At 69.7% G+C, this 23,908-nt stretch carries 24 protein-coding genes and 2 pseudogenes; 17 read left to right on the forward strand and 9 right to left on the reverse strand.

Annotated elements, in window-relative coordinates:
* The first annotated feature begins 56 nt into the window (after nt 1-56).
* A complete protein-coding gene (locus R2D22_RS02490; RefSeq protein ID WP_318100781.1) occupies nt 57-227 on the forward strand; it encodes a DUF5670 family protein in 171 nt (56 codons plus the stop codon).
* Between the two features lie 467 nt (nt 228-694).
* Here the strand turns inward: R2D22_RS02490 and R2D22_RS02495 are convergent, their stop codons facing one another.
* On the reverse strand, nt 695-2,383 hold the full coding sequence (locus tag R2D22_RS02495) for a virginiamycin B lyase family protein (protein ID WP_318100783.1): 1,689 nt from the start codon (nt 2,381-2,383) through the stop codon (nt 695-697).
* Between the two features lie 646 nt (nt 2,384-3,029).
* Between R2D22_RS02495 and R2D22_RS02500 the strand changes: the two genes are divergently transcribed.
* Together R2D22_RS02500 and R2D22_RS02505 are read left to right on the forward strand one after the other, a co-directional pair.
* Entirely contained in the window at nt 3,030-3,152 is a 123-nt protein-coding gene (locus R2D22_RS02500; protein WP_318100785.1) for a hypothetical protein, read from the forward strand.
* A gap of 127 nt (nt 3,153-3,279) precedes the next feature.
* Complete coding sequence (locus tag R2D22_RS02505; RefSeq protein WP_318100788.1) at nt 3,280-4,512, forward strand: serine hydrolase domain-containing protein; 1,233 nt, start codon at nt 3,280-3,282, stop codon at nt 4,510-4,512.
* 333 nt (nt 4,513-4,845) lie between these two features.
* On the opposite strand, the pseudogene R2D22_RS02510 reads toward R2D22_RS02505, so the two are convergent.
* Nucleotides 4,846-5,090: pseudogene (locus R2D22_RS02510) on the reverse strand (transposase); the annotation flags it as partial.
* 135 nt (nt 5,091-5,225) lie between these two features.
* Here R2D22_RS02510 and R2D22_RS02515 point away from each other — a divergent pair.
* Both R2D22_RS02515 and R2D22_RS02520 read left to right on the forward strand, forming a co-directional pair.
* The gene (locus tag R2D22_RS02515) at nt 5,226-5,699 is read left to right on the forward strand and encodes an RICIN domain-containing protein (protein ID WP_318100791.1); all 474 of its coding nucleotides are present in this window, start codon (nt 5,226-5,228) and stop codon (nt 5,697-5,699) included.
* Between the two features lie 258 nt (nt 5,700-5,957).
* Nucleotides 5,958-6,152, forward strand: coding sequence for a YciI family protein (locus tag R2D22_RS02520; RefSeq protein ID WP_318100794.1), 195 nt, complete (start codon nt 5,958-5,960; stop codon nt 6,150-6,152).
* A gap of 245 nt (nt 6,153-6,397) precedes the next feature.
* Here R2D22_RS02520 and R2D22_RS02525 read toward each other — a convergent pair whose 3' ends face one another.
* On the reverse strand, nt 6,398-6,889 hold the full coding sequence (locus R2D22_RS02525) for a hypothetical protein (protein ID WP_318100797.1): 492 nt from the start codon (nt 6,887-6,889) through the stop codon (nt 6,398-6,400).
* A 560-nt stretch (nt 6,890-7,449) separates the two neighbouring features.
* Between R2D22_RS02525 and R2D22_RS02530 the strand changes: the two genes are divergently transcribed.
* The gene (locus tag R2D22_RS02530) at nt 7,450-8,001 is read left to right on the forward strand and encodes a GNAT family N-acetyltransferase (protein ID WP_318100799.1); all 552 of its coding nucleotides are present in this window, start codon (nt 7,450-7,452) and stop codon (nt 7,999-8,001) included.
* Nucleotides 8,002-8,603: 602 nt separating this feature from the next.
* Here the strand turns inward: R2D22_RS02530 and R2D22_RS02535 are convergent.
* Nucleotides 8,604-9,941 (reverse strand): aminotransferase-like domain-containing protein, encoded by a 1,338-nt coding sequence (locus tag R2D22_RS02535; RefSeq protein WP_318100803.1) that lies wholly within the window; start codon nt 9,939-9,941, stop codon nt 8,604-8,606.
* Between the two features lie 94 nt (nt 9,942-10,035).
* Here R2D22_RS02535 and R2D22_RS02540 point away from each other — a divergent pair, with 94 nt between their 5' ends.
* From R2D22_RS02540 to R2D22_RS02550, 3 genes are all read left to right on the forward strand, one after another.
* Nucleotides 10,036-10,659 (forward strand): DJ-1/PfpI family protein, encoded by a 624-nt coding sequence (locus R2D22_RS02540; RefSeq protein ID WP_318100806.1) that lies wholly within the window; start codon nt 10,036-10,038, stop codon nt 10,657-10,659.
* A 283-nt stretch (nt 10,660-10,942) separates the two neighbouring features.
* Nucleotides 10,943-11,275: a hypothetical protein gene (locus R2D22_RS02545; protein ID WP_318100809.1), complete on the forward strand. Its 333-nt coding sequence runs from the start codon at nt 10,943-10,945 to the stop codon at nt 11,273-11,275.
* A gap of 158 nt (nt 11,276-11,433) precedes the next feature.
* Nucleotides 11,434-12,594, forward strand: a complete 1,161-nt coding sequence (locus R2D22_RS02550; RefSeq protein ID WP_318100811.1) for a PP2C family protein-serine/threonine phosphatase — start codon at nt 11,434-11,436, stop codon at nt 12,592-12,594.
* Between the two features lie 215 nt (nt 12,595-12,809).
* Here R2D22_RS02550 and R2D22_RS02555 read toward each other — a convergent pair whose 3' ends face one another.
* Together R2D22_RS02555 and R2D22_RS02560 are read right to left on the reverse strand one after the other, a co-directional pair.
* The gene (locus tag R2D22_RS02555; protein WP_411976963.1) at nt 12,810-13,622 is read right to left on the reverse strand and encodes an NAD-dependent epimerase/dehydratase family protein; all 813 of its coding nucleotides are present in this window, start codon (nt 13,620-13,622) and stop codon (nt 12,810-12,812) included.
* 55 nt (nt 13,623-13,677) lie between these two features.
* A pseudogene (locus R2D22_RS02560) lies at nt 13,678-13,830 on the reverse strand (FAD-dependent oxidoreductase); the annotation flags it as partial.
* 255 nt (nt 13,831-14,085) lie between these two features.
* Here R2D22_RS02560 and R2D22_RS02565 point away from each other — a divergent pair.
* From R2D22_RS02565 to R2D22_RS02590, 6 genes are all read left to right on the forward strand, one after another.
* Nucleotides 14,086-14,538: a DUF5959 family protein gene (locus R2D22_RS02565; RefSeq protein WP_318100813.1), complete on the forward strand. Its 453-nt coding sequence runs from the start codon at nt 14,086-14,088 to the stop codon at nt 14,536-14,538.
* Between the two features lie 100 nt (nt 14,539-14,638).
* Nucleotides 14,639-15,112 carry a hypothetical protein gene (locus R2D22_RS02570; protein ID WP_318100815.1) on the forward strand — a complete coding sequence of 158 codons (474 nt, stop codon included), beginning with the start codon at nt 14,639-14,641 and terminating at the stop codon, nt 15,110-15,112.
* Nucleotides 15,113-15,252: 140 nt separating this feature from the next.
* Nucleotides 15,253-15,861, forward strand: coding sequence for a hypothetical protein (locus R2D22_RS02575; protein ID WP_318100818.1), 609 nt, complete (start codon nt 15,253-15,255; stop codon nt 15,859-15,861).
* Nucleotides 15,862-16,149: 288 nt separating this feature from the next.
* Entirely contained in the window at nt 16,150-16,602 is a 453-nt protein-coding gene (locus R2D22_RS02580; protein WP_318100820.1) for a GNAT family N-acetyltransferase, read from the forward strand.
* 9 nt (nt 16,603-16,611) lie between these two features.
* Nucleotides 16,612-17,037: a hypothetical protein gene (locus tag R2D22_RS02585; RefSeq protein WP_318100822.1), complete on the forward strand. Its 426-nt coding sequence runs from the start codon at nt 16,612-16,614 to the stop codon at nt 17,035-17,037.
* A 218-nt stretch (nt 17,038-17,255) separates the two neighbouring features.
* A complete protein-coding gene (locus R2D22_RS02590; RefSeq protein ID WP_318100825.1) occupies nt 17,256-17,582 on the forward strand; it encodes a GYD domain-containing protein in 327 nt (108 codons plus the stop codon).
* Nucleotides 17,583-17,964: 382 nt separating this feature from the next.
* On the opposite strand, the gene R2D22_RS02595 is transcribed toward R2D22_RS02590, so the two are convergent.
* The gene (locus R2D22_RS02595) at nt 17,965-18,276 is read right to left on the reverse strand and encodes a hypothetical protein (RefSeq protein WP_318100828.1); all 312 of its coding nucleotides are present in this window, start codon (nt 18,274-18,276) and stop codon (nt 17,965-17,967) included.
* Between the two features lie 1,106 nt (nt 18,277-19,382).
* Here R2D22_RS02595 and R2D22_RS02600 point away from each other — a divergent pair.
* Nucleotides 19,383-20,264, forward strand: coding sequence for an arginase family protein (locus R2D22_RS02600; RefSeq protein ID WP_318100830.1), 882 nt, complete (start codon nt 19,383-19,385; stop codon nt 20,262-20,264).
* 92 nt (nt 20,265-20,356) lie between these two features.
* Here the strand turns inward: R2D22_RS02600 and R2D22_RS02605 are convergent, their stop codons facing one another.
* Both R2D22_RS02605 and R2D22_RS02610 read right to left on the reverse strand, forming a co-directional pair.
* Entirely contained in the window at nt 20,357-22,096 is a 1,740-nt protein-coding gene (locus R2D22_RS02605) for a serine/threonine-protein kinase (RefSeq protein ID WP_318100832.1), read from the reverse strand.
* A gap of 356 nt (nt 22,097-22,452) precedes the next feature.
* Entirely contained in the window at nt 22,453-22,848 is a 396-nt protein-coding gene (locus tag R2D22_RS02610; RefSeq protein ID WP_318100836.1) for a cupin domain-containing protein, read from the reverse strand.
* A gap of 52 nt (nt 22,849-22,900) precedes the next feature.
* Here R2D22_RS02610 and R2D22_RS02615 point away from each other — a divergent pair, with 52 nt between their 5' ends.
* Nucleotides 22,901-23,893, forward strand: coding sequence for a GlxA family transcriptional regulator (locus R2D22_RS02615; RefSeq protein WP_318100839.1), 993 nt, complete (start codon nt 22,901-22,903; stop codon nt 23,891-23,893).
* Nucleotides 23,894-23,908: the final 15 nt, after the last annotated feature.

The raw sequence follows: 23,908 nt of genomic DNA on the forward strand, positions 1-23,908 counted from the left end.
CCCCGGCCCGTTCCCGCCCCCCTTCGGTACCCGTCATCTCTTGGAGGTTGGTACGCATGGTTCCCCTGCTGCTTGTACTCCTTCTCATCCTGCTGCTCTTCGGATTCGGCTTTGCGGTCAAGGTGCTCTGGTGGATCGCGGTGATCCTGCTCGTGCTGTGGCTGATCGGTTTCGTGGCCCGGCCGAAGGGGCGCACGGGCCGCTGGTACCGCTGGTACCGCTGGTAGGCGGTTCCGACCACGGCTGGTAGTCGGTTCCGACCACCGCCCGGACGAGCCCGGCACGCTCCGGAAGGAGCTGCCGGGCTCGTGCACGTGCTCAGGCGGTCGCACCAAGTCGTCCTCTGGGGGCTCGGCCGCGGGCCCGCACCCGACCGCTCCGCCGAGCCGTGCACGGCCTTCTCGTCGATCAGCGGACGACCGCCGCCATCGCGTGCAGCCGCAGCGCGAGCTAGATCAGGAGGCGCGGGCCAGGCGCGCACGGAACCGGGCCAGGGCCTGTACGGATCCCGCGCACAGGGAGTTGCTGCAGATGCGCGCGCGGATACGTACCAGCAGGTGAGGTGCGGGAGGATCGGGTGCCGCCGTAAGGAGTCGCCCCGGATGCCGCGTCGCGAAGGTCTCGTGGCGTGTGTCGTCACCGACAGGCCGACGAGACCCTCGCTCATACGCCCGGGGCCTTCGGGCCTCCTCGTCTAGGGGCAGCCGGGGCCTGTGCCGGGGTTGGTGCACTCGTCGACACCCGTACCACCGTCGTTGGTGTTGACGCCCGGGCCGCCGTCGAGCGTGTCCCGGCCGTTGCCTCCGAACAGGGCGTCGTCACCGCCGCCCCCGGCAAGTGCGTCGTTGCCGGGACCGCCGTGCAGGGTGTCGTTGCCGTCCTCGCCGACGATCCGGTCGTTCCCACTGCCGCCGGTGAGCGTGTCCCCATCGGCACCGCCGCAGATGACGTCGTCACCACCCTGGCCGTCGACCGTGTCGGACCCGCCGTGGCCCACGATGACGTCGCGCTGCGGCGTGCCGGAGATCTGGTCGTTGCCGGGGGTCCCCACGATCGTGGGCGACTGACCGAGACAACCCGGCACGACGGTGGTGGTCTGTGCAGCGGTGTCGTTGGCCTGGTTCGCGTCGGAAACCGCGCCGGCCACCGACGCGGTGTCGCTGTAGAGGCCCTCGGCGGTGGCCGTGGCGGTGATGGTTCTGACCGCGCTGCCCCCGGAGGCGAGCGTTCCGATGTCGCATGTGACCACTTGCGGCGCGGATCCCGTCACGGTGCATCCACCGGACGCGGACGCGAAGGCGAGCCCGGCAGGCAGCGTGTCCTTCAGCACGACTCCCTCGGCGGTCTGCGGGCCGTTGTTCGCAGCGGTGAGGGTGTAGGTCACGCTCCCGCCCGCCGGCACAGGGTCCGAGCCGCTGTCGGACTTCGTCACGCCCAGGTCGGCCTCGGTCACGTCCAACCGCCCGATCTTGGGGGTCTGTAGTTCGGTGAACCAGATGTCACCGTCCGGTCCGGTGACGACGCTTTCGGGGTCGCTGAACGGGGTGGGCAGCGGGAACTCCGCGAAGACGCCGGCCGTGGTGATCCGCCCGATCTTGCTGCCGCCGAGCTCCGCGAACCACAGGCTGCCGTCCGGCCCGGAGGCGATCCCCTGCGGGAAGCTGTCCGGCGTGGGAACGGGGTACTCGGTGATGACGCCGGCCTGGGTGACGCGGCCGATCGTGTTGCCACCATAGGTGGTGAACCACACGTTGCCGTCCGGCCCGCCGGTGATACGAACGGGGCCGCCCTCCTCGTTCGGACGGGGGTACTCGGTGATGACACCGGCCGGGGTGATCCGGCCGATCTTGTCGTCCGATGTGGTGAACCACAGATTGCCGTCCGCCCCGGCGGTGATGTCGATCGGCTGACTTCCCGCGGTGGGAAGCGGATACTCGGTGACGGCTCCGGCCGTGGTGATCCGCCCGATCCTGTTGCCGTTGAGCTCGGTGAACCACAGATTGCCGTCCGGCCCGGCGGTGATGCCGAACGGTTCGCTGACTTCGTCCGGCAGCGGATACTCGGTGACGGCTCCGGCCGTGGTGATCCGCCCGATCCTGCCGAAGCCCTGCTCGGTGAACCACATATTGCCGTCCGGCCCAGCGGTGATGTCGTACGGGCCGCTGGCGGTGTAGTCGGCGAGGAGCTCGCCGGCCGGGGTCATCCGTCCGATCCTGTCGACAGCGGGCTCGGCGAACCAGAAGTTGCCGTCCGGCCCGGTGGTGATGTTGTACGGAGCAGCGGCCGGATCGGGCAGGGGGTACTCGACGATCCCGACCGCGGCCTGCGCCGGCGACCCCACCAGTGGCAGGCACATCAGCGCCCCGACGAGGAAGCCACTCATGCGGCGTCTGAAGCGGGAGCCCGAGAGGAAGGATCTGCCAGCCGGCGGCCCAGTCGCAACGGTTCGAAACATAGGGCGAGCACCTTTCGGTCACGGTCGTTTCGACCCGTTTCCTACCAGATGGGTGCAGGCACGTCAGGGCGGCACACGGGCCCCGCCGGACACATCCGCGCCATCGCCCGGGCGGCGTACCGGTCATCACGGCAGCGCGCCTCTTCGACGGGACGGCCCGTTGATCAGACGTGTCCGCCGGGTTGGTGACCACTGATGCGATGCGGGACCGGACAGAGCCATTGACACCGACCATCCGCTTCAGGGGGACGGTGCGCCGGCCACCACCGAACGTCAGAGGCCCTCGCACCGAAGCACCACACCCGCCACCCTGGCGAGACCCGCCCGACGATCCCCCGCATCCCCGCGCACGGAGGCGGAACGCCCACGCGGAATCCCAGGACACGCCCGGTCCGGCAGGCCGACACCGCCTCCGACACCGAAGCCAACCGCCGACCGCCGACCGCCGACCGCCGAGGAACATCGCCCCGATCGACTAGCTACCAGCGGTTCTGGACCGGTGGGCACGGCCGCCGAGACACTACAGGCCACGCTGGACGGATTGCCGCCGCCCGTGCCGAGCACGCCGCCAGTCATGCGCGGCGACTCAGTCGACCGCACCGCAATGGTTCTGCGCGAAGCCGGCCACGGCGGCGACCGCGGCCAGGGCGCCGCCGTGGCCTACCGGCTCAACGTCCCCGCAGAGGTCGACCATTGATGCTCCCGGAACGCGTATCGCGGACGTATCGGAAATCGCATACGCCACCGCAACGGTCTCCCGTCTTCAGTGGAGTCAGCCCAAGTGCATCAACGGTCAGTTCGTCCATCGGGAAAGGACTGTGATCATGGACTCGGATTCCGTATGCGGTGTCAACCGGCGGCGGCTGCTCGGGTGGGGCGGGATGGCGGCCGCCGGCGTGGTGGCAGGCGCGTCGCCGGTGGGGGCCCAGCCCGGCCACGCCGACCGGGCCCCGACCAACCAGATCCCGCCAGACACGCGGCCTGGCGGGGCGTACGACCGGTATGTGGCGAAGTTGGCCGCCGAGGGCAAGTTCTCCGGCGTGGTGCTGTTGTCGCACCGGGGCCGGACGGTGCTGTCCCGCAGCTACGGCATGGCCGACGAGGCGAAAGGGATCGCCAACCACGAGGGCGTCACGTTCAGCCTCAGTTCGGCCGGTAAGCCGTTCGGCGCGGTGGCCGTCTTGCAGTTGGCGCAGCAGGGCAAGGTGAAGCTGTCTGACACGGTGGGCGCCCATCTGAGGGGCTTTGCCAAGGAGATCGCCGAGCAGGTGACCATCCACCACGTGTTGTCCGGCACCTCCGGGCTGGACAGCCCGGATGAGGACGTGCAACGCGTCTTCCAGAGCCGGGACGAGGTGCAGGACTACTACGAGCAGCGGGCCCGACAGGCGAAGCTGGTGGGCGTCCCGGGCACTCCTGGCACTGGCCATGAGGAGGCGGAGGTCACCATTTCCGCGCTGATCGTGGAGGCCGTGACCGGCAGGATGTACTGGGACTACGTGCAGGAGAACATCTTCGAGCGCTGCGGCATGACCGGCTCGGCGTTCTACACCCGGCCGCAGTGGCTCACCGACGAGCACATCGCGCACCCGTACATGGAACTGGCAGACGGCAGCGTGGTGGACGCCGTCCGCGACCTGAGCAAGAGCAGCCCGGACCCGAACGTACTCGGCAAGAATCCGGGCCGCGCCTTCATCGATGCCCCCGGGGACGGTGGCTTCGCCACCGCGCCGGATCTGGTCCGGTTCGCGCACGCGCTGGGCGACGGCACGGTGCTGGACCGGCCTTGGGCCGACGTGCTCACTGCCGCCAAGGTCCCCCATGGGCCTGCGTCGTTCGGGGCGTACGGGATTCCGGTCTCCATCGTCAACGGCCAGTGGAACTACCAGCGAGCCGGCGGCAACCCCGGTGTCAGGGCGAACTGGGGCATCTACCCGGACACCGGCTGGGTCGGTGTCATCCTCAGCAACCGCGACGGCTCGCCGCTGCCAGAGATGATCGGGCAGGAGATGCAGGCCATCACCGGGGGCCCGGTCGGCGCGGGATCGGGTGGCTGAGCTACCGGCACGTTGAGAAGCTCCACGACGACTCCCTCGCCTTCGCCGCCGACATCGACACCAAGTACCGCGAGTCTGAACACGCACCCGTCGTCGCCACCTTCAACTTCGACTGAACCGCAGCACTCCCTCCGTCATGTGTCTTGCGGCCGGCCTGGGTTGCTCCACCCGGTCCGATCGCTCGCCTTCCAATCTCAGCGGATCCAGTGGCGGCATCCACTCGGTCGCGTCCTCGGCGTGATGGTCGATCGGATCCTCAGCCATGACTGCCCCTCCCAACTCGCGCATGCTGACGAACACTAGTCGCCGGCACGGACACAGGCGGTTGAGGTGTCAGGCTGCGTGAGCTGCGGGGCGTTCGACGAGGTTTCCTCGTTCGAAGCGGGCTCCGGCACGGACGAGGGCGACGAGGCGGGGGCATTGACGGCCCCCTACCGCTGCTGAGCGGACTCGACGTCCTTCGTGCGGAGCCGGACAGGGGCGAAGTTGGACTCGATGGGGTTTGTGGTGCGCAAGTGGATCCAGTGCTCGGCGGGGAAGTCGTAGAACGCCAGCAACTCCTCGACGTCGTCGGTGGGATGCGGGGCGGGGCGGGGTGTGCCGGTCGCCGGCGGGAAGGTGTCCGTGCCTGCTCAACTCCCGGATGCCTGGTGCGGATACGCGGCCCGTAGGATGCCGAAGTTCTCACGCATGTTGATCAAGAAGGAGGGGACATGCGCAAGCTCTTCGCAACCCTGACGGCGCTGGTAGCGCTGCTGGCCGCCCACCTCGTCACCGCCGCGCCGGCGGGGGCCACAACCATGTACAACCCAGAAAACGTCTGCGCCACCCCCAAGGGGGGAAGCACGGCCAACGGCACCATCATCACGGTCTGGACCTGCAACGGAAGCGCGCTGCAGGAGTGGGACTGGAACGGCTCCGCGATTGTGCACCGTGCAAGCCACAAGTGCCTGACCCCCAGTGGCGGCAGTGGCGCAAACGGAACCGTGCTCACGCTGTGGACATGCAACGGAGCCCTGTCGCAGGGCTGGGCGGTGACGCCGAAGGACGTGGGATACTACTGGATCTCCAGCCTCAATGGGGGCGGGTGCATCACTCCCTACGGCGGGAGCCTGGCGAACGGGGCCTACCTGACCCTCTGGTCCTGCAACCCGTACGAATACTCCAGCCAGAACTGGTGGCTCTAACCAAGTAGGCACCGCAGCAAGAGGCCCCTGTCCGGATCCGGCGGGGGCCTCTGTGCGCGGCCACTCGGGCAGGTAGCGGCGGGATTCTGCCCGAGAGCCTGTCTCCCGGATCATGAAACGTGATCGCAGCAGTCCTTGGTGTTCCGCTACGGTCCGGGCATGTTCGTTGTCACAGTCACCTACACGGCACTGCTGGACGAAGTGGACCCATAGAGGCCGGCCCACGGCGACTGGCTGAACCAGCTCATATCCCGGAAATTGCTTCTGGTTGCCGGCCGCCAGGTGCCTCTGGTCGGTGGTGTCTACCTCGCCGCCCAGATGCCCGCCGAAGAACTTGACCGCCTTCTCGCCACCGACCCGTACGTCCTCAACGACGTCGCCACGCACAGCGTCATGGAGTTCACTCCCCTGCTAGTCGCGGCCGGTCTGGAGAACCTCCAGACCCAGGAGTGAGCACATCCTCCGGGCTGACGAGCGGAGCCAGATGAGGAGCGCGGCTGCGGTCACGCTGCCGAGGTAGACGCTCTACTGCGGCAGGGCGCTCAAGGACGGCCTGGAGGCCGGGAGCGGGCGGCTTCTGCCAGGGGATTCACGTGGACGGCGCGGGACCGCTGACCCAAGGCATCGCCACCCCATTCAGCAGCGCCGCAACCAATGCCTCTGTGAGACTGACCGGTTGCCGGTCCTGGCTGAGCTCGTCACCAGCCCCAACGGCCTGTGCTGTCGATCGTGGTGGAAATGCCACCTGTACGGTGGGGGGACCGGCTTGTGTGGGTGGGGGTGCTGTGGCAGCGGGCGAGCTCTTTCGTGGCCCGGTGCAGGGCGAGCTCCATGGTGCGGGGCGTGGTCAGGGCGCAGCTGCCGTCGGGCGGTACGAGCCATCGCAGGCCTCCCCAGCGGCAGTGGGGGGCAGGGGCGGCGATCCATCCTCCCTGGGTGATGTGGCGGGTGCGGTCACCGACCCAGGTGGCCCCAGGGTCGGGAGGCAGGAAGAAACCGACCTCGCGTCGCCGGCCGTCCAGCAGCACAGGGCCGGGATCGACGCGAGGAGGGGCGGCGAGGATGTCCGCGGCGCGCAGGCCCAGGCACGCGGGAACGATCAGCACGTCCCATAGGCGTCCGGCAGCCAACAGATGGATGCCGGCGCCGCCGCGGCGGCAGTCGCGCTCATAGGCTTGCGGATCATTCAAGGGGCGGGCATATGCCGAACGCACGCCCAGAACATGTATTCCACGGGAATGCTCAACCGAGCCACGGCCGAGGCCCTTACCAGCCCAATCCGACCCACGCGCGGGACAGAGGAGCGGGCAGGCCGGTTCGGCCGAGTTCCCCTATCTGGCGGAGCTGCCCACTCTTCGCGGTTTGGCCTCGGGGTGGGCGAGCTGGTCATCGCGGCCGACTCGGGACCCTTCCGCGCGTGCGGGGAGCAGGTCGTTGTCGTACTTCCGGCGCTCCGCCCAGCTCGCCCATCCCCGCGGGTGCAGGGAGCAGACCCGCCAGGTTCTGGGCACCGGGGTGGCTCAACCTCTACCGGTCGTCGCTGGCCCTGTTCGACACGCACGCCGCTGTGTTCCTGATCAGGGGTGAACGCCGCAGTCGAGCGCGCCGGCGATGACGGTGAAGGCCAGGAAGTGCTCGGCCTGGCGCTCGCCGCAAGTACTCCAGCCATAGATCGTCATGTGCCCTGCTTGGGGCCGTCTGCCGGCGGAAACCAGGTGGCCTCGGCGCACCGTCTGAGTAGAGTCGGGCAATGCCTGAGTTGCAGCGATTGCACGCCGGCCATGCCCCGGCGGTCCTGGCCTTCGAGCGGGCGAACCGCACCTACTTCGCTGCCTCGGTCCCCGACCGCGGCGACGACTACTTCGACCAGTTCACCGACCGGTACGACGCTTTGTTGGCTGAGCAGGAGGCAGGTATCTGCGCCTTCCACGTGCTCGTCGCCGAGGACGGCTCGGTTCTCGGCAGGTTCAACCTGGTCGACATCGAGAACCACACTGCGGAACTCGGCTACCGGGTCGCTCAGCACGTCGCCGGCCGCGGCGTGGCGACCACAACCGTCCGGGAGCTGTGCCAACTAGCCTCGGCCCAGTATCGGTTGCGCGCACTGCGAGCGGCCACCGTCCGGCAGAATGCCGCGTCCCAAAAGGTGCTGACAAAAGCCGGGTTCGTCCCTGTCGGCCCCGCCGACCCGGCCCATCTCGGCGGTAAGCCAGGCACCTGGTATCAGCGCGACCTGGTGCACCCGATCTTGCCCGGAGGCCCACCGTGGGAAGGCCACGGCCATAGTCGATCGTCGGTGTGAGGACCCGGCCGGAGCAGCTGCCCGCCGCGTGCGACAAAGCGGGCCGCCATAGCTCGCGACGGGCCAGCCGGAGATGAGCAGCGGCAGGAAGGCTTAAGGCGCAGGCCGCCGTCATCCGGGACCGACGGGCGGATGCTGCAGCGCTGGCGGTGCAGACGACGCCTCCCCGTTCGGCCTGCGGAGGTGCACCCAGCAAGACGCTCCAGCCCCTGCGAAGTCACCCACTGCCCAGAACCGCTTGCCAGAAGGCATCCCCCGCGTCCCCGCGCGGCTGAACAGTCGTTCGCGTACGCCTTCCGTCGGGCCGGCGTCCTCGCCGAGGCTCCAGCTGGCAGGGAGCCTCATTCGAACCATGCGGTATCCCTGCCCCCTTGTGGGTGAGGTTCGGGTCAGGGGTGTGTGTCGGCGCGGCTGCGACCCCGCCACGTTCTGATGCATTGCGGGTCGGACCGCGCGACTCGTCGCCCAGCATGCCGCTCTCCCTGCCGGCCGCGAGGAAGTCGCCCGCACCATGCTGCCGGGACGGCACCGGATGAGGGGCTGCGCAACCCGCAGCTCGGCGCTGAGGGACCTGTCCGCCTTGGCGCCGCGTGCAAGCGGGTTCAGGTGGATGCGTCTTCGAGGGCAAGGCGCCGTACCGTGCACAGAGTCGATCGGAGGCTGTGCAGGTCGGTCGAGCCCAGCGCGAGGCGAATCGCCTGCGGCGTGTGAGCCGAGGTGGTGAACGGCTCCGCCGTGGTGACCGAGATGCGGTGACGCGCGAGGGTGGCCGTCAGGCGGTCGGCGCGTGCGTCGTCGGGCAGCGGCACCCAGGTGAAGTAGGACGAGGGATGGCCGACCAGCGGTAGCCCTGCCAGTTCGTGCACAGCGATGGCCTGGCGGGCCTTGGCATCGTCTCGCTTCTGCGCCTCCAACTGGTCCACCGTGCCGTCGTCGAGCCAGCGGCAAGCGATCGCCGTGGTCAGGGCCGGGGTGTTCCAGGTGGTCGCTCGGATCGCGCGTTCGAGTAGCGGCACCGTGGTCGGCGGGGCAAGGACGAATCCCACCCGCAGGCCCGTGGCGACGCTCTTGGACAGCCCTGAGACGTAGACGGTGATGTCCGGTGCGGTCGCCACCAGCGGCGGTGGGGGGTTTTCGACCAGGTAGGCGTACGAGGCGTCTTCGATGATGAGCACGCCGTGCTGTCGGGCGATCCTGATCAGGCGGGCCCGATCGGTTTCCGTCATGACCCAGCCCAGGGGGTTGTGCAGGGTCGGCATGGTGTAGACCGCACGCACCGGTCGGGTAGCGCACAGCTTCTCCAGAGCTTCGAGGTCTGGCCCGTCGGCGGTGGTGGGGATGGGCTCCAGGTCGAGGCGGAAGGCGTGCGCAAGCACCTTGAAGCCGGGATAGGTGAGGGCATCGACCGCGACGACGTCGCCGGCATTGAGCGTGGCCATGACCGTGACGGCCAGGCCGTGCTGCGCACCGTTGACGACAAGGACTCGGTCCGCGTCAGCCGTGATTCCCCGGCGCCCCAGGTGCCGTCCGATCGAGGCCCTGTCCTGGGGTCGGCCTGAGTGCGGCTGATAGCGCAGCAGCGAGTCGAGGTCACCGGAGACGGCCACTTCCCGTAGGGCCTGGCGCAGGAGGCCGGCCTGGCCGGGCAGCGACGGGTAGTTGAAGTTGAGGTCGACTGCGTCCGTGGCGACGAGCTGCCGGTCGATGCCGTGGCCGGGTGGAACCGCGAGGTCGCGCACGAACGTGCCGCGGCCCTGCTCCCGGCTGACCAGGCCCATGGCCTCCAGTTCGGCGTACACCCGCGTCGCGGTCACCACCGCGACCCCCTCACGGGCGGCCAGCGCCCGGTGGGTCGGCAACCTCGCGCCCGCCGCGAGTCGCCCCGTCCGGATGTCGGAGGCGAATGCGTCGACCAGAGCTTTGTAGCGCGGGACTGCCATGGACCGAAGTGTACCCATGACAATTCTTTGACTGTCCTGCTCGTGGGTCCGTACCGTCCAGGTCAGTCCACACCCGCCTGGAAGGACAGCCGCCATGCACATCGCCATCCTCACCTTCGAGGGGTACAACGAGCTCGACTCCCTGATCGCGCTCGGAGTGCTCAACCGGATCAAGGCGGACGACTGGCGCGTCACCATCGCCACCCCCAGCCCCAAGGTGACGTCCATGAACGGGGTGGTCATCGAGCAGATGTCCACCTTGGAGGAGGCGTGCACCGCTGACGCGGTCATCATCGGCAGCGGCATCGCCACCCGTGAGGTCGTCGAAGATCCGGCGATCATGAGTGTCCTGCGGGGCCTGGACCCCTCGCGCCAACTCATCGCGGCACAGTGCTCCGGCGCGCTCGTACTGGCAAGGCTCGGGCTGCTCAACGACATCCCCGCCTGCACCGACCTGATCACCAAGCCCTGGGTCATCGCGGCCGGCGTCGAGGTGCTCAACCAGCCCTTCTACGCCAAGGGCAACATCGCCACCGCCGGCGGCTGCCTGGCTTCGCATTACCTCGCCGCCTGGATCATCACCCGGCTGAAAGGCAAGGACGCTGCCGAGGGTGCATTGCACTACGTCGCCCCGGTCGGCGAGAAGGAGGAGTACATCGAGCGTGCCTGGCGCAACATCACCCCCTACCTGCCCACCCCCAGGCCGACGCTCGTCTGAGGCTTCACACCGGGCCTTCAGCCCCTCCGGCGGCTCGACGGCTCGCTGCTTCCCGGCGGCGTGAGTGGGCGTCGCAGGGGCAGCAAGCCTGCTCGCCGTCGTCGTTCCAGCGAGCCTGACCGCCCGCCCAGGCCGCTTTCAGCCTCCGTAGAGACGGACTACAGCCAGGACACGACGGGCACCAGCCGAACCGGCCCGTCCCACCGCCGCCTCCCCAGCTCCCTCCTCCCCCGCCTCCCCTGCTCCCTCCTCCTCCGCCGCCGTCGGACGAGCGGTAGAACCCGTGAACGCACGCCTGCCTGGCACCGTTGGCACCGCGCCGGAGGACTTCGTCAACGGGCTGCTCACCGCCATCGCCGAGCAGCTCGGCGAGCCGATGCCCCGCTGCCCGACGCGCTGCAGCGCGCGCTCCGCGCACTTCCGCGGCACCTGTTCCTACCCGACCGGATCCGTTCTCGCCTTCGATGCGCACGCGCCGGGGCCCTGCCCGGTGGGCTGGTACACGATCACGCGCGGCTGGTCCGCCGCCATGCCGAGAGTCTGCGCCTCGATCCGCCCCGACGTATCCGGACTCCATCCGGGCACGCGCAGCTACGACGCGGGGTGTCCCCGGTGACGCGGGGTGTCCCCGGTACTGGTCACGGACCGCGCAGTCGGGCGTCGCCTGCTGGTGGTCGTCGGAGCCTGTTGTGGGCAGTCGCATGGGTACAGAGCGCTGGCCGGCGCGAGACGCGCCGGCGTTCCCCGGCTCCACCGGGAAAGGAGGTCCTGGTCATGGTGGCGAGCAACGGCTTCCTGGCCGACCTGGTGACTCGCTCGCAGCTGGTCTCGGGCCGTGATCTTGCCGGACTGGTCTTCGACGCCGGTCAGAGCGTGGGCCTGACAGCCACCGGCGTGTACGTCACCGACCTGCAGCAGACGCGGCTCATCGCCCTTCCGCAGCCCGTTCCCGCCGGGGAGCCCACCCTGGACATCGACTCCTCCCTGGCCGGGCTGGCCTATCGGCTGGAGCGTACCCACCTGACGCAGGACGGCACGACGGCGTGGATCCCTATGGTCGACGGCGTCGAGCGCCTGGGCGTGCTCAAAGCCCGCGGCCCCGACCTGTCCGTCGCCGACTGCGAGGCACTGGCAGGAGTCACCGCGCTGCTGCTCGTCTCGAAGTCGTCCCACAGTGAGGTGCTCGTCGAAGCCGAGCGCCGCCAGCCGATGACCGTCCAGGCCGAACTGCTGTGGGCCTTCCTCCCGCCGCGCACCATCGGCACCGCCCTGGCCACCTCGACCGCCGTGCTGGAGCCCGCCTACAGCGCCGGCGGCGACGCGTTCGATCACAGCTTCACCGCCGACGGGCTGCACCTGACGCTCCTGGACGCCATGGGCCACGACCTCGCCTCCGGCGGAGCCAGCGCCGCCGGGCTGGCAGCCTGCCGCGCCACCCGGCGCTCCGGCGGCAGCCTCACCGACATCGTCACCGAGATCGACCGGATCCTGGACGAGTGGTTCACCGACCGGCTCATGACCGCGATCATCGCCGACCTCGATCTCACCGACGGCACCCTGACCTGGGTCAACTGCGCGCATCCCCCGCCCCTGCTCGTACGCGACAGGCAGATCCTGCACATACTTGAACGCGAACCCAACCTGCCGTTGGGCTGGAACTTCCACAGCCACACCCCGCCCACCACGCACCGCGCCCGGCTCCAGCCCGGCGACCGCATCCTGCTCTACAGCGACGGCGTCACCGAGGCCCGCTCGCCCCAAGGCGACCTGTTCGGCGAACAGCGTCTCGCCGACACCGTCATCCGCGCCATGGCCGCCGGCGAACCCGCCCCCGAAGCCCTGCGACGGCTCCTGCAGCAACTCAAGCGCCACCAGGAGCACAAGCTGTCCGACGACGCCACCATCGTCATGGCCGAATGGCACCCCACCCCGTAGCAAGGCCCCGCTCACACCAGCCCAGCGCGTCGCAGGCATCACCTGCAAAGGTCGGTCGGCAGGTCCGCCTGCACGCCCTCGCCACCAAGAACTCACTGCGGCAGCATCTGGCCGGAGGACGAGGCTCACTCCGAGCTCTTACCGGTGGATCGAGGCGGGGAGTCCCGGTTGCCCAGGTCCCGAGGACAAGGTCTCGAATGGGGTGTGCCCGCAGGTCATCGGAGCTTGCCTGGTGCGGCGGTTGGGAAGTCGTGTGCGAGACCTTCGCGGTAGCTCGGCAGGGCGGGGCTCCAACCGAGTTCGGCCTTCGCCTTGGCGTTGCTCACGCGCAGGGAGGTGTCGATCATGAGGCTGGCGAAGTAGGGGGCCGTCAGCCGGATCATCCAGCCGGGCAGGGCGCGCGGCGGTCTGGTGCCCGCCGCTCGGGCGTGCGCGTGGAACATCTCTCCCCACGTGGCCGGGAAGTCGTCGACTACGTTGTACGCCTGCCCGGCGGTGGCCTTGCCGATCGCGGCCACCGTGGCCGCCGCGGCGTCGGCGAGGTGGATCCACGCCATGGTGCCGCCACCGCCGCGCGGCACGGGCAGCTTCCCGGCCCTCAGCGCGGTAACGAAACCTTGTGAGGCGTCCAGGCCGTAGAACGCGCCGTAGCGCAACGCGATGCCCTCGATGCCAGCAGCCCCGAAGACCTGCTGCTCCGTGGCGTGCAGAGCGGCCACGGCCGGATCGGTCCTGTCGCCGCGAGGCCGGCCGAAGGCGTCGGACTCGGTGAGCGGCCGGGGACCTTTTTCCGTGTAGCCGTAGCCGGGGACCATCGACTGTGTGAGGAAACGGTGCGCACCGGTGGGCCGGGCCGCCTCCAGCAGGTGCGCCGTTCCGGTGGTACGCAGCTTGTTGGTCAGCTCCATGTCGGCGTACTTCGCGGGCGGCTTGCTCAACGCCGTGAGCTCGTGGATCACGACGTCGACGGCCAGTCCGTCCACGGCGCGCAACAGCTCGTCGCGTCGCAGCACGTCGGCGACGACCACGTCGGCGCCCGGAACGATGGCGCCGGACCGTCGGGTGACGGCGACGACCTGGTGACTGGTGCATCCGCAGCCGCTCGACGAACCGGCCGGACGGGTTGACCAGGGTGATCTCCACGCCGGTCCGGCGGGTGCGGTGGGCCAGTCGGATCGCGCTGAACATCCCCGTGTAGCCGGCGCCGAGAACGACGATGCGGTGGCCGGTGCTCATATCGGTCTCCCTGGGTCGGGCACCGGCCTCGGTGCCGGTGACGCCCATGGGACAAGCGACCCCCGCCGGATGTGACATGGCCCGATGTGTCCTGCGTCACATCGGGGCAGGTGTCGCGGCGGGCCGTCATCCGAACCGCCCCAGTCGGCGCGGCTCCCACGTCGAAGGGGTGCGATCCGATCGGCCGGTCCGCTTCCACGCGGCCTGACACCTCAACCGATCCTGTGTCCGTGCCGACGATTAGTGTTCGTCAGCATGCGCGAGCTGGGAGGGGCAGTCATGGCTGAGGATCCGATCGACCTGATCCGCCTCGAGGGGGATGGCAATAGCGTCATTCTCCGGATCACGGGGAAGGAGGAGCGGAAGCGTCCCACCGAGGCAGACGCCCTGGTCGGAGAGTTCCTGGTCGATACGCCCTTCGTCCGTGGCGCCCTCAAGACCTGGGTCTTCCCCGAGGACCTGCGACAGTGGCAGCAGGCCCTGGATTCGCTCGACGCAGGACAGGACATCGCCTGGCGCGAGGGGAAACGCGCTCCGTGGCTGTTCATCGAACTTGACGAGGACGATGACCGGTGCCAGGTCACGATCAAGGACAGCTCAATGTCCATGACGACGGTGACGGTCACCGTCCCACTGGCCGATGCCTGGTTCGACGACGCATACCGACGCCTTGACTTGGTCTGGGAGACCTGGCACATGGCCGACTGACCCATGGCCAACGAAGGAGATCGCCAGCCTCATCGGGATAGGGGCTCGCCATCGCTCGATCCACAGGTCTTGACTATTGATCCGGTGAAGGGCAGGTGCAGTGGACATCACGGTGCAGTGGATCAAGACGTCCTGGACGAAGCAGTCCCGGGGCGGGGAGGCCGCTGCCCGCAGGAACGCGGTGCCGGTCGGCTTCTCGTTGCCTCAGGTGCCCTCTGGGTTTGCCCACTTCGTCAACATGTCCGAGTGTGACGGCTTCGAGCCGCGTCCGAGCCAGAAGGACCTTCGTGAGATCGGTGTCAGCCTGCGGGACGAAGGTGATCGGCTCCGAGTGCTCGCTCGTGTGGAGCCGCTCTTCGGGTTGCCGCCTCGGCCGCGCAGGCCGCCGGCGGTTCGGCTGCTTCCCGGGCAGTGGGTCCGCTGGCAGTTGAACTACCGGTTCACCAGCGCACTGGGAATTCGCGGTTGGTCGTACTGGCTCGACACGTTCAACATCGCTTACGGCCCCGTCGGCCAGGATGTCTTCCTGTCGGAGCCGACCATGAACGTCGATGAATGCGGGCCCCTTCGATAGCTCGGGCTGACTCGCTCAGACAGACAATCGCTCCTCCCCGGCCGCCAGCCCGGACAGCCCTCGAATCCGGGATCCCGTACGCCGAGGACGTGCCGGGCGGCTCCCCCTTCCGCAAGGTTCCGAACGACGAATGGAGCAGCATGTCCTACGACGCGGCGTTCCTGTGGGGCCCGGCCAACTTCTCTGGACGACCACCGACCCGCCTGGTGGTGGAAGGCATCGTCGTGGGCTTCCTGATCGGGGGTGCCGTGGTGACGGGTGCGCTGACCGGTTTCGGCATGGTGGGCTCGGGGGTCGGTCTCATCGTGAGCCTGGCCGCCGCCGGGTATCTCTTCTCGACGAACGCGGGACGTGTCCTGGTCGCCGCGGTCGCCCTGCTCGGCGGGGCCCTCGCCTGGTGGATACCGGGCCAGGCGGCACAGGCCGTCCTCGCGGCGCGCGGCAAGGCCCGTACGGTGGTGGTCACCGAGGTCCACGTGCACCGCTACGAGGGACGGAACTACGTCAAGAACTCCTGCTCAGTACGCCTCCTTGACGGCAGCCCGGTCCCCAACGAAGCCTGGCGCACCTGCGGTCCCACCGCGCGCCCGGGCCAGCACCTCACGATGGTCTTCGACCCGGAGGCCAGCGTCCCGCCGACCGACCGCATCCTCCCCGCCACCGCCACCGAGGCCCTCGCGGGGGTGACGGCGGCAACTCTGGGCCTCGCAGCGCTGTGCTGCGTAGCGGTGATCCGATCCCAGCCGTGACCACACAGGCCGTACGAGTCGGCTGCGGCCCCTGTGCTCCGATGACCCCGAGCTCGCGCCGCGCTGCCGGGGCACCACTGACACAGCCAACTAAACGCGTGCGCGCGTAGGAGCGGTGCAGACAGTCCAGAAACCCGTCCGCCAGGGGGGGTGTCTCCCCGGCACCCGTCCACGAGCCGGGGAGCCAGCGAGAGGCGGCCGGGTCCGGCAGTAGTCGATCTTGACGTGCCCGAAGCGTGTGGTGTCGAGTTGCGGGTGAGAAGTGGCACCAGCGCATAGGGGATCGACATGTTCATAGCAGAAGAGGGCGTTTTCGATCCTGCGGAGATGCTCAAGCTCTACGACTCGGTCGGCTGGGAGGGCTACACCAGTGACGTAGACAAGCTCTGTCGCGGTCTCGTGAACTCTCACCTCGTCATCACGGCACGAGATGGATCGGGAACACTCCTCGGACTGGCCCGGACCGTCTCCGACGACGAGCACATCTGCTACGTCCAGGACGTCGTGGTCAATCCGGCGAAGCACAGGCAGGGGGTTGGCCGGGCGCTGGTCGAGCACCTGATGCGGCGCTACTCCCACTGCCGGTTCTTCCTCCTGTCCACGGACCACGAGTCGTCACCCGAGGGCTACCGCAACCACGCCTTCTATCGGAGCCTGGGATTCCTGTCCTACGAGGAAAAGGAGATGGCAGGCTTCGGACTGCCAAGGAACCGCCCCGACCTGCGCAATACGGCTCCGTAGGGTGGCCTGATGTTCGATCATCTGGAGATCAAGGTGTTGCCGCAGGGGCCCCGGTTCCCAGCTCAGGTGCGGTGCTGGGTCAACGGCGCGGACTTGGTCGAGGAGGTGATCGGCGGATCCGGACCGTACGCGGGCCGCGGGCCGTACGCGTCTGATGCGCTGCCGGCCGGCAGCCCCAGCCCTCTCCGCGCGACCGGCGCAGCACGCCGCCTGGAGCTGGGGCAACCGGACTGCACCGGTGGCTGCTGCGGCTTCCTGACCGTGGTCGTGCAGCGGTTCGGGGAGATCGTGCAGTGGTCGGACTGGGAGGTTCCGTCGAAGTCTCCGCTCGCGCCCGCGCCCTACCCTCCGCCCGAGTTCCACTTCGACGCGAGTCAGTACAACGCCGAAGTGGCGCGCGCCGAGGCGGCTGGCTGGTGGCAGGTGCACCCGTAGCCCAGCCGCAGCCGGGGGCGGCGAGCGGCCCTGGAAACGTTGGCGGCCGGCCCCCGGGCGGGAACGGGCCGACGAGACAGATCACCCGATCCTCACCCGGTTAGCGCCTCCCCTGCGTTGTCGCGGTCATCGTCCCCGGCTGTTCGGGCGAACCGCGATCCGCCCCGACCCATCTCCCACCCGCGCGGGCATCCATTGGCGAAACGAAAGGGAGAAACGTGCCGCTCTATCTATCAAGGTTCAGCTACACACCGGAGACCTGGGCGAGGATGATCGGCCACCCCGAGGACCGCGCAAAGGCCGCCCGGGTCTACATCGAATCCGTCGGTGGAAAGCTCCACGGCTTCTGGTACGCCTTCGGCACGCACGACGGCTACAACCTCTGGGAGGCTCCGGACAACGTGTCCATGGCTGCCGTTGCGCTGGCGATCAGCGGAGGTGGCGCGCTCAGCTCGTTCGAGACAACCGTTCTCCTGAGCGTCGATGAAACGCTGGATGCCCTGCGCAAAGCGGAGCAAGTCCAGTACCGGGCTCCAGGCGAGTAGTGGTTGCGTCACCCACGCTGACCATGGGGCCACCCGGGCAGCGGGAGGGCCCGACACCCCTAGGTGTCGGGCCCCCTCGCGCTCACCGGCGTCCGGCGCTCGCCCGACCGCGCCATACGGGCGCAGCACGCGATCCACCCGCGCCACCAGCGAACCCGCGGGCCGCGGGTCCCGCACGCATGGAGGCGGCCAGCGTCGGCAGCAGCAGCGCCGGCCCCAGCACGTACACCACGCCCGCCCACCGCGGCGCCCCTGGCCCGGAGACGGCCATCGGCCATCGGCGGGCCGTGGACGACGAGCAGCGGCCACACCGCCCCCGCCTCCATCCCGAGCGCCCGGCGCGCGTACGCCGACCGTCTGGCGGTCGTCGGCCAGCCTCCCGTCACCAGCGCAGCCCTCCGGCTCCGCACGGTCCAGGATCTCCGTCCACCGCGTCGAGATACTGCCCGTACGCGGCCACCCGGTCCGCGGCGTACTCCCGCTGCTCGGTCGTCATCTTCGTTGTGAGGTACCGCCAGTTCCCCTCCAGGCACACCGTGTGCCAAGCGCCGTTCTCCGGGGTGTACTCCATGTCAGCCGGGGCGATGAGCGGCTTGTGCAGCTCGGGCCGGCCGCAGCTGGTGTCGAAACCGCCGTGGCAGTCGGATTCGACGCTGCGGCTCGCCGGGATGGAGCACATGTCTGTCCCGGGCATGCAGACGTGCTTCTCGGCGTAGTCGATGCGGACGGCTTGCTCGCACGGGCTTCTCAGTCCGGGCGTACAGCTGGGCGAGGGCGTCGCTGGTGATCGCGTCGGCGGTGCGCCATCTGACGGGTGTGGGTTCGGTCATCAGGGGCTCCTCGGGCTGGCCAGATCTGTCATTGCCCGTGCTTGCAGCCGGGCCGAGAATCGCATCTGGACCTGAATCGGGGGCGCTGATGTTCGGGAACAACGGCAGTAACACGAACGCGTTCATGGGCGGCGTCGCGGCTGGGAACAGCTGCAGTCCGGGGTGCGGTTGCCTCCTGTGGCTGATCGCGATTGGCGTCTTCCTGTGGGGCATCGCCACTGGTCAGTGGTGAGCTGACGTCCTCGTTCGGGGCTCCTGCGGGTCGTCTTGAGCGCGTAGCCGATGCGGGGCCGCGTCCATCACAGCCGCACCATCGGTCTAGGCACGGCTGCGGCGACCGCGCCGTTGGTACTCGCATCCGCCTCGGTGGACTGGGGAGAGACAGGCGCGACCGCCCCAGACACCGCTCCCCCGCCGGCCACTCGGCACTGGCCGCGCACGAGGTGCCGCACGCCGTGGACGTCTTCGCCCACGGCCCGCACAGTCTCGGCCTGGTCCAGGATGCCGGCCAGGCCGCAGCGCCGGCGGAGCTCGCGCAATTGTGGATCGCCGAATAGGTCCGCATGCCGCAGCCAGGTACGAGATCGGGGTCGTCGCCCTCGCCCTCGGCCTGGACGGGGTGGGCGGCATGTGCGGAATGGTGAGAGTCAGTGCTTGCGGGCCCGTATCTGATCACGGCCATGCCGGCGACGCAGACCAGGGCGCCGATGGCGCACGGTTCACCTCCGCTCGAGCGGAGGAACCAAGATCGCCACGGCCCGGTGTCGCCGCAGAGAACTGTCGGCCTCCCTTCGTTTGGGTAGGCGCCTGACCTTTCCTCTGCCGGCCGGGGGCGGTCGTGGAGGTGGAACCGGGACGGTCCCGGGCGGTGTAGGGACGAAGGAGCCCCGGCCGCACCCGGCTCGGGATGCGGCCATGGCCCTGGCGGGTGTGCGACAGTCGAGGAGGGGCCCGAGGAAGGGGTTCGTCCGTGCGGAGGCCCGCGATCATCGAAGCGCCGTCGGTGCTGGGGCTGCGGCCCTCCGGCGTCCAGGACCTGCCCGCCGCGCTGCTCGGAGCCGGCCTGCGGGAGGGGCTCGGCGCGGAGTGGGCGGGCAGGGTCGAACCGCCCGCGTACGACCCGAGGCGCGACGAGGCTACGGGAATTCTCAATGCGGACGCCATCGCGCGGTACTCGGCCGAACTGGCCGACGCGGTCGGCGCGGTGCTCGACCGCGGGCGGTTCCCCGTGGTGCTCGGCGGGGACTGCAGCATCCTGCTGGGGAACCTGCTGGCGCTGCGCCGCCGCGGCCGCAACGGGCTGCTGTTCCTGGACGGCCACACCGATTTCTACCAGCCCTCGGCGGAGCCGACGGGCGAGGCGGCCTCGATGGAGCTCGCCCTGGCCACTGGGCGCGGCCCCCGGACGCTCACCGATCTCGAGGGCCGCGGCCCGCTGGTGCGCGACGAGGACGTGGTGGCATTCGGCATCCGCGACGCCGCCGAGTCGGCCGCGGACGGCATGCAGCCCCTGCCGCCGCGGCTGCGGGCGATGGACCTCGCGGAGGTACGGGCCATGGGTGCCGCGACAGCGGCGCGGGAGGCGGTCCAACGGCTCACCTCCGGCGGCGCCACCGGCTTCTGGGTCCACCTCGACGCCGACGTCCTGGACGACGCCGTGATGCCGGCCGTCGACTACCGCCTCCCCGGCGGACTTTCGTGGCACGATCTGGAGGCGGTGCTGCGGACGGCCCTGGCGGACGAACGGGCCGTGGGCCTGGACGTCACCATCTTCAACCCCCGCCTGGACCCGGACGGTTCGGTCGCGGCCCGCCTCGTGCAGGGCCTGCGCAGGGGCCTGTCGGCGGCGTGAGGGGTCGGCGGCGCCGGTATACCTGTCTGTGTCTGCGTCATGCTCCGACCCTCGGAACCCTTGCGGACAGCTACGGTCCGCAAGGGTGGACCTCAGGACGCGGGCAGGGTCGACACGATCTTGCCGGAGGCGTCGGCGGCGAGATAGCCGCTGGCCCGGTAGTCGTTGCTGAGGTAGAAGCGCAGTGTCGGACGGTCGTCGTTGAAGGTCCAGCGGTCGACGACGACGTATCGCATCGTGGGGTCGTCCACCTTGAGGTCGCGTTCGCCGCGCTTCATCAGCGCGGGGAGGCTGTCCCAAGGCATCGTGGACACGTCGAAGGGCTGCTCGTCGGCGTCGTCGGCACTGATGGTGCCGCCGGGGCCCGTCTTCCTGGCCACGCCGGCCCGGTACTCGTACGCGTCGTAGGTCTTCGCGCCGGGCCGGGTCGGGATGTTCGCCAGGGCGTACTCCTCGTAGACCGTCAGATCCTTGATCGTCGTGGTGCCGCTCGCCCGGCGGAACTCCGCGATGACGGCTCGGACGTTGGCGGTGGTGAGGAGGCTGCCGCGGACCGCGGGCGCGGAGGCGGACGGGACCGCGCCCGTGCTGCCCGAGCCCTGGCCGGGGGTGCGTACGGCGCCGGTCGGCGAGGCGCCACCCTTCGCCCCGGAGGAACCGCCGCTGCCGTCGTCGCCGTCGGGGAACAGGTTCACGACGCCGATCACCGCGGCGGCCGCCAGCGTGAGGCCGACGGCGGCGCCTGCGGCGCGCTTGCGCGGGCTGGAGGGCGCGGGGGTGGGCAGCGTCGGGGGGCCGAAGCCGACGCCCGGCGCGGCGGGCGGGCCGTAGGCAGGGTGCGGGTACGGCGCGGGCGTCGGCGCGTACGGGCCGGGGGCGGCAGGGGCGGCGATGGGCGCAGAAGGAGCGGGGGCAGAAGGAGCGGGGACAGAAGCAGCGGGGGCAGAAGCAGCGGCGGGAGCAGGGGCCGCAGCCGCGCCGCCCTCCGCCTCTGCTTCCGCGTCCGCCAACAGCCGGTCCAGGAGCGCCCCGTCCGGCCGCTGTGCCGGATCGCGGACGAGAAGCCGGGTCAGTACGGGACCCAGCGCGCCGGACCGCACCGGCGCGGGGATCGGGTCGTCGAGCACCGCGACCACGGTCGCGAGGCCGGTGGCGCGGCGCAGCGGGTGGTGGCCCTCGGCCGCCACGTAGAGGAGCATGCCGAGCGACCACAAGTCGGAGGCCGGGTTGCCCTCCTCGCCGCGGACCCGCTCGGGGGCGATGAACTCCGGCGAACCGATCAGGTCGCCGGTGGAAGTGAGCCGGGAGGTGGCGCCGTCGAACGCGGCAATGCCGAAGTCGGTGAGCACGGCCCCGCCTTCGTGGCGGAGCAGGACGTTGGCGGGTTTGACGTCGCGGTGCTGGATGCCGGCGGTGTGCGCGGCGCGCAGTGCGGAGAGGACCTGACGGCCGAGGGCGAGCACCTCGGGGACGGGCATCGGGCCCGCGGCGAGCCGGTCGTACACGGAGCTGCCCTCGACGAGCTCCATCACGATCCACGGGTGCGAGCCGTCCTGCGGCTCGACGATGTGGTGGATCGTCACGACGTGCGGGTTCGACAGCCGGGCCAGGGCGCGGGCCTCGCGGACGGCGCGTTCGCGCAGCTGCGCGGCGAATCCGGGGTTCGCGTCCTCGACGGCGGGGTCGGGCGGGCGAACCTCCTTGAGGGCGACGTCGCGGTCGAGGGCGATGTCGCGGGCGCGCCAGACGGTTCCCATGCCGCCGCTGCCGAGTCGGGAGATCAGTCGGAAGCGTCCGTCGACCAGGGGTCTTCGGTCCTCATTCGTGCTCATGGGCGGTCATCGTAGGCGGTCTCGGGTGACAGGCCGGAGCGGGCCCGGCCTGTCACCCGGCGCGGGGTGCGGCGAGGCGGCTACTGAGCCGTCTCGTACGCGCCGGACAGCGCCTCGACGCGCTGCGAGCCTGCGTATCGACGACCGGGCGACGGACCGCGCCGAGCGCCACTGCTGCTGCGCCTCTGCCACGCAGTCCTTGCCGTGGAGCTCGACGGCGTGCGCGTGGAGTAGCCCCGAACCACGGGCTTCGCGCCGAGGCTTCGGCTTCGGCTTCGGCGACGGCGACGGTTCACGCACCCGGGCTCGGTGGCGGGCCGTTGCCAGAGGGAGGACCGTGCTCGATGCTTGTCGGCTCAGGCGTTGAGTGGATGTCCGGTCGTCGAGTCCACGTGGTCCGGGATCTCGTCGTGGCGATCACCCACGGTCAGTGTCCCGGTGGGCTCGAACATGAGGATTGCGGCGCCGGATGGAGCGTACGGTTTGTGTTCCGTGCCTCGGGGAACGGTGAAGACCGCCCCGTGTGGGAGCAGGACCGTGCGCTCGCCATCGGGCTCGCGCAAGGAGATGTGCAGCTCGCCGTCGAGTACCAGGAAGAACTCGTCGGTGTCGTCGTGGACGTGCCAGATGTGTTCGCCCTCGACCTTGGCGATGCGGACGTCGTAGTCGTTGACGCGCGTGACGATGTGGGGGCTCCACAGGGCATCGAAGGAGGCCAGAGCCTTGCCGAGGAGGATGGGTTCGTTGCTCATGGGCTCATCCTGAGGCGCACCGCATCGTCGGCGTGAGTGCTAGGAATTGCACATGGCGCAAGAATCCTCGCATGCGGTTCACTCGGCGGGCGTACACCGGGTCGTCGTGATCGTGGACGAGAACTCGAACCCCTTCGAGCTCGGCTGCGCGACCGAAGTCTTCGGTCTGCGCAGACCGGAGATCGGTCGTGATCTCTACGACTTCGGGCTCTGCTCCCCCGCGCCCCGCACCCTGATGCGAGACGGGTTCTTCACGCTCACGGGAGTCGCCGGTCTGGAAGCGGCCGACGCGGCGGACACCTTGATCGTCCCCAACCGCCCGGACACCGAGATGCCCCACCGTCCCGCCGTACTCGATGCCATCAGACGGGCGCACGCACGCGGTGCGCGCCTGGTCGGCTTCTGCAGCGGCGCCTTCACCCTGGCAGAGGCCGGAGTCCTTGATGGCCGCCGGGCCACTGCACACTGGCAGTGGGCTGATTCCTTCCGTGCCCGCTTCCCCTCGGTCCACCTTGAATCGGACGTGCTGTTCGTGGATGACGGTGACATCCTGACCGCGGCGGGGAGCGCGGCCGCGCTCGACCTCGGGCTACACGTGGTCCGCCGCGACCACGGCGCGGAGGTCGCCAATTCTGTGAGTCGGCGGCTGGTCTTCGCCGCGCACCGGGACGGCGGGCAGCGGCAGTTCGTGGAACGCCCCATGCCCGACCTGCCGGACGAGTCCTTGGCGCCGGTCCTGGCCTGGGCGCAGGAACGGTTGGACTCACCGCTCGCGGTCTCTGACCTTGCGGCACGTGCGGCGGTCAGTTCGGCGACGCTGCATCGCCGCTTCCGGGCTCAGCTCGGAACGACACCGTTGGCATGGCTCACAGGCGAACGGCTCGCCTTCGCATGCCGGTTGATCGAACGCGGCGAGTACCGCTTCGAGGTGGTCGCACGGCGTAGCGGGCTTGGCACGGCTGCCAACTTGCGCGCGCTGATGCGCCGAGAGACCGGCATCACTCCGTCGGCGTACAAGGCCCGGTTCGGGCCGGAGGCGAATTGACGGTGAGGTGCCCAC

This window comes from Streptomyces sp. HUAS YS2 (assembly GCF_033343995.1).
Lineage (GTDB): Bacteria > Actinomycetota > Actinomycetes > Streptomycetales > Streptomycetaceae > Streptomyces > Streptomyces solicathayae.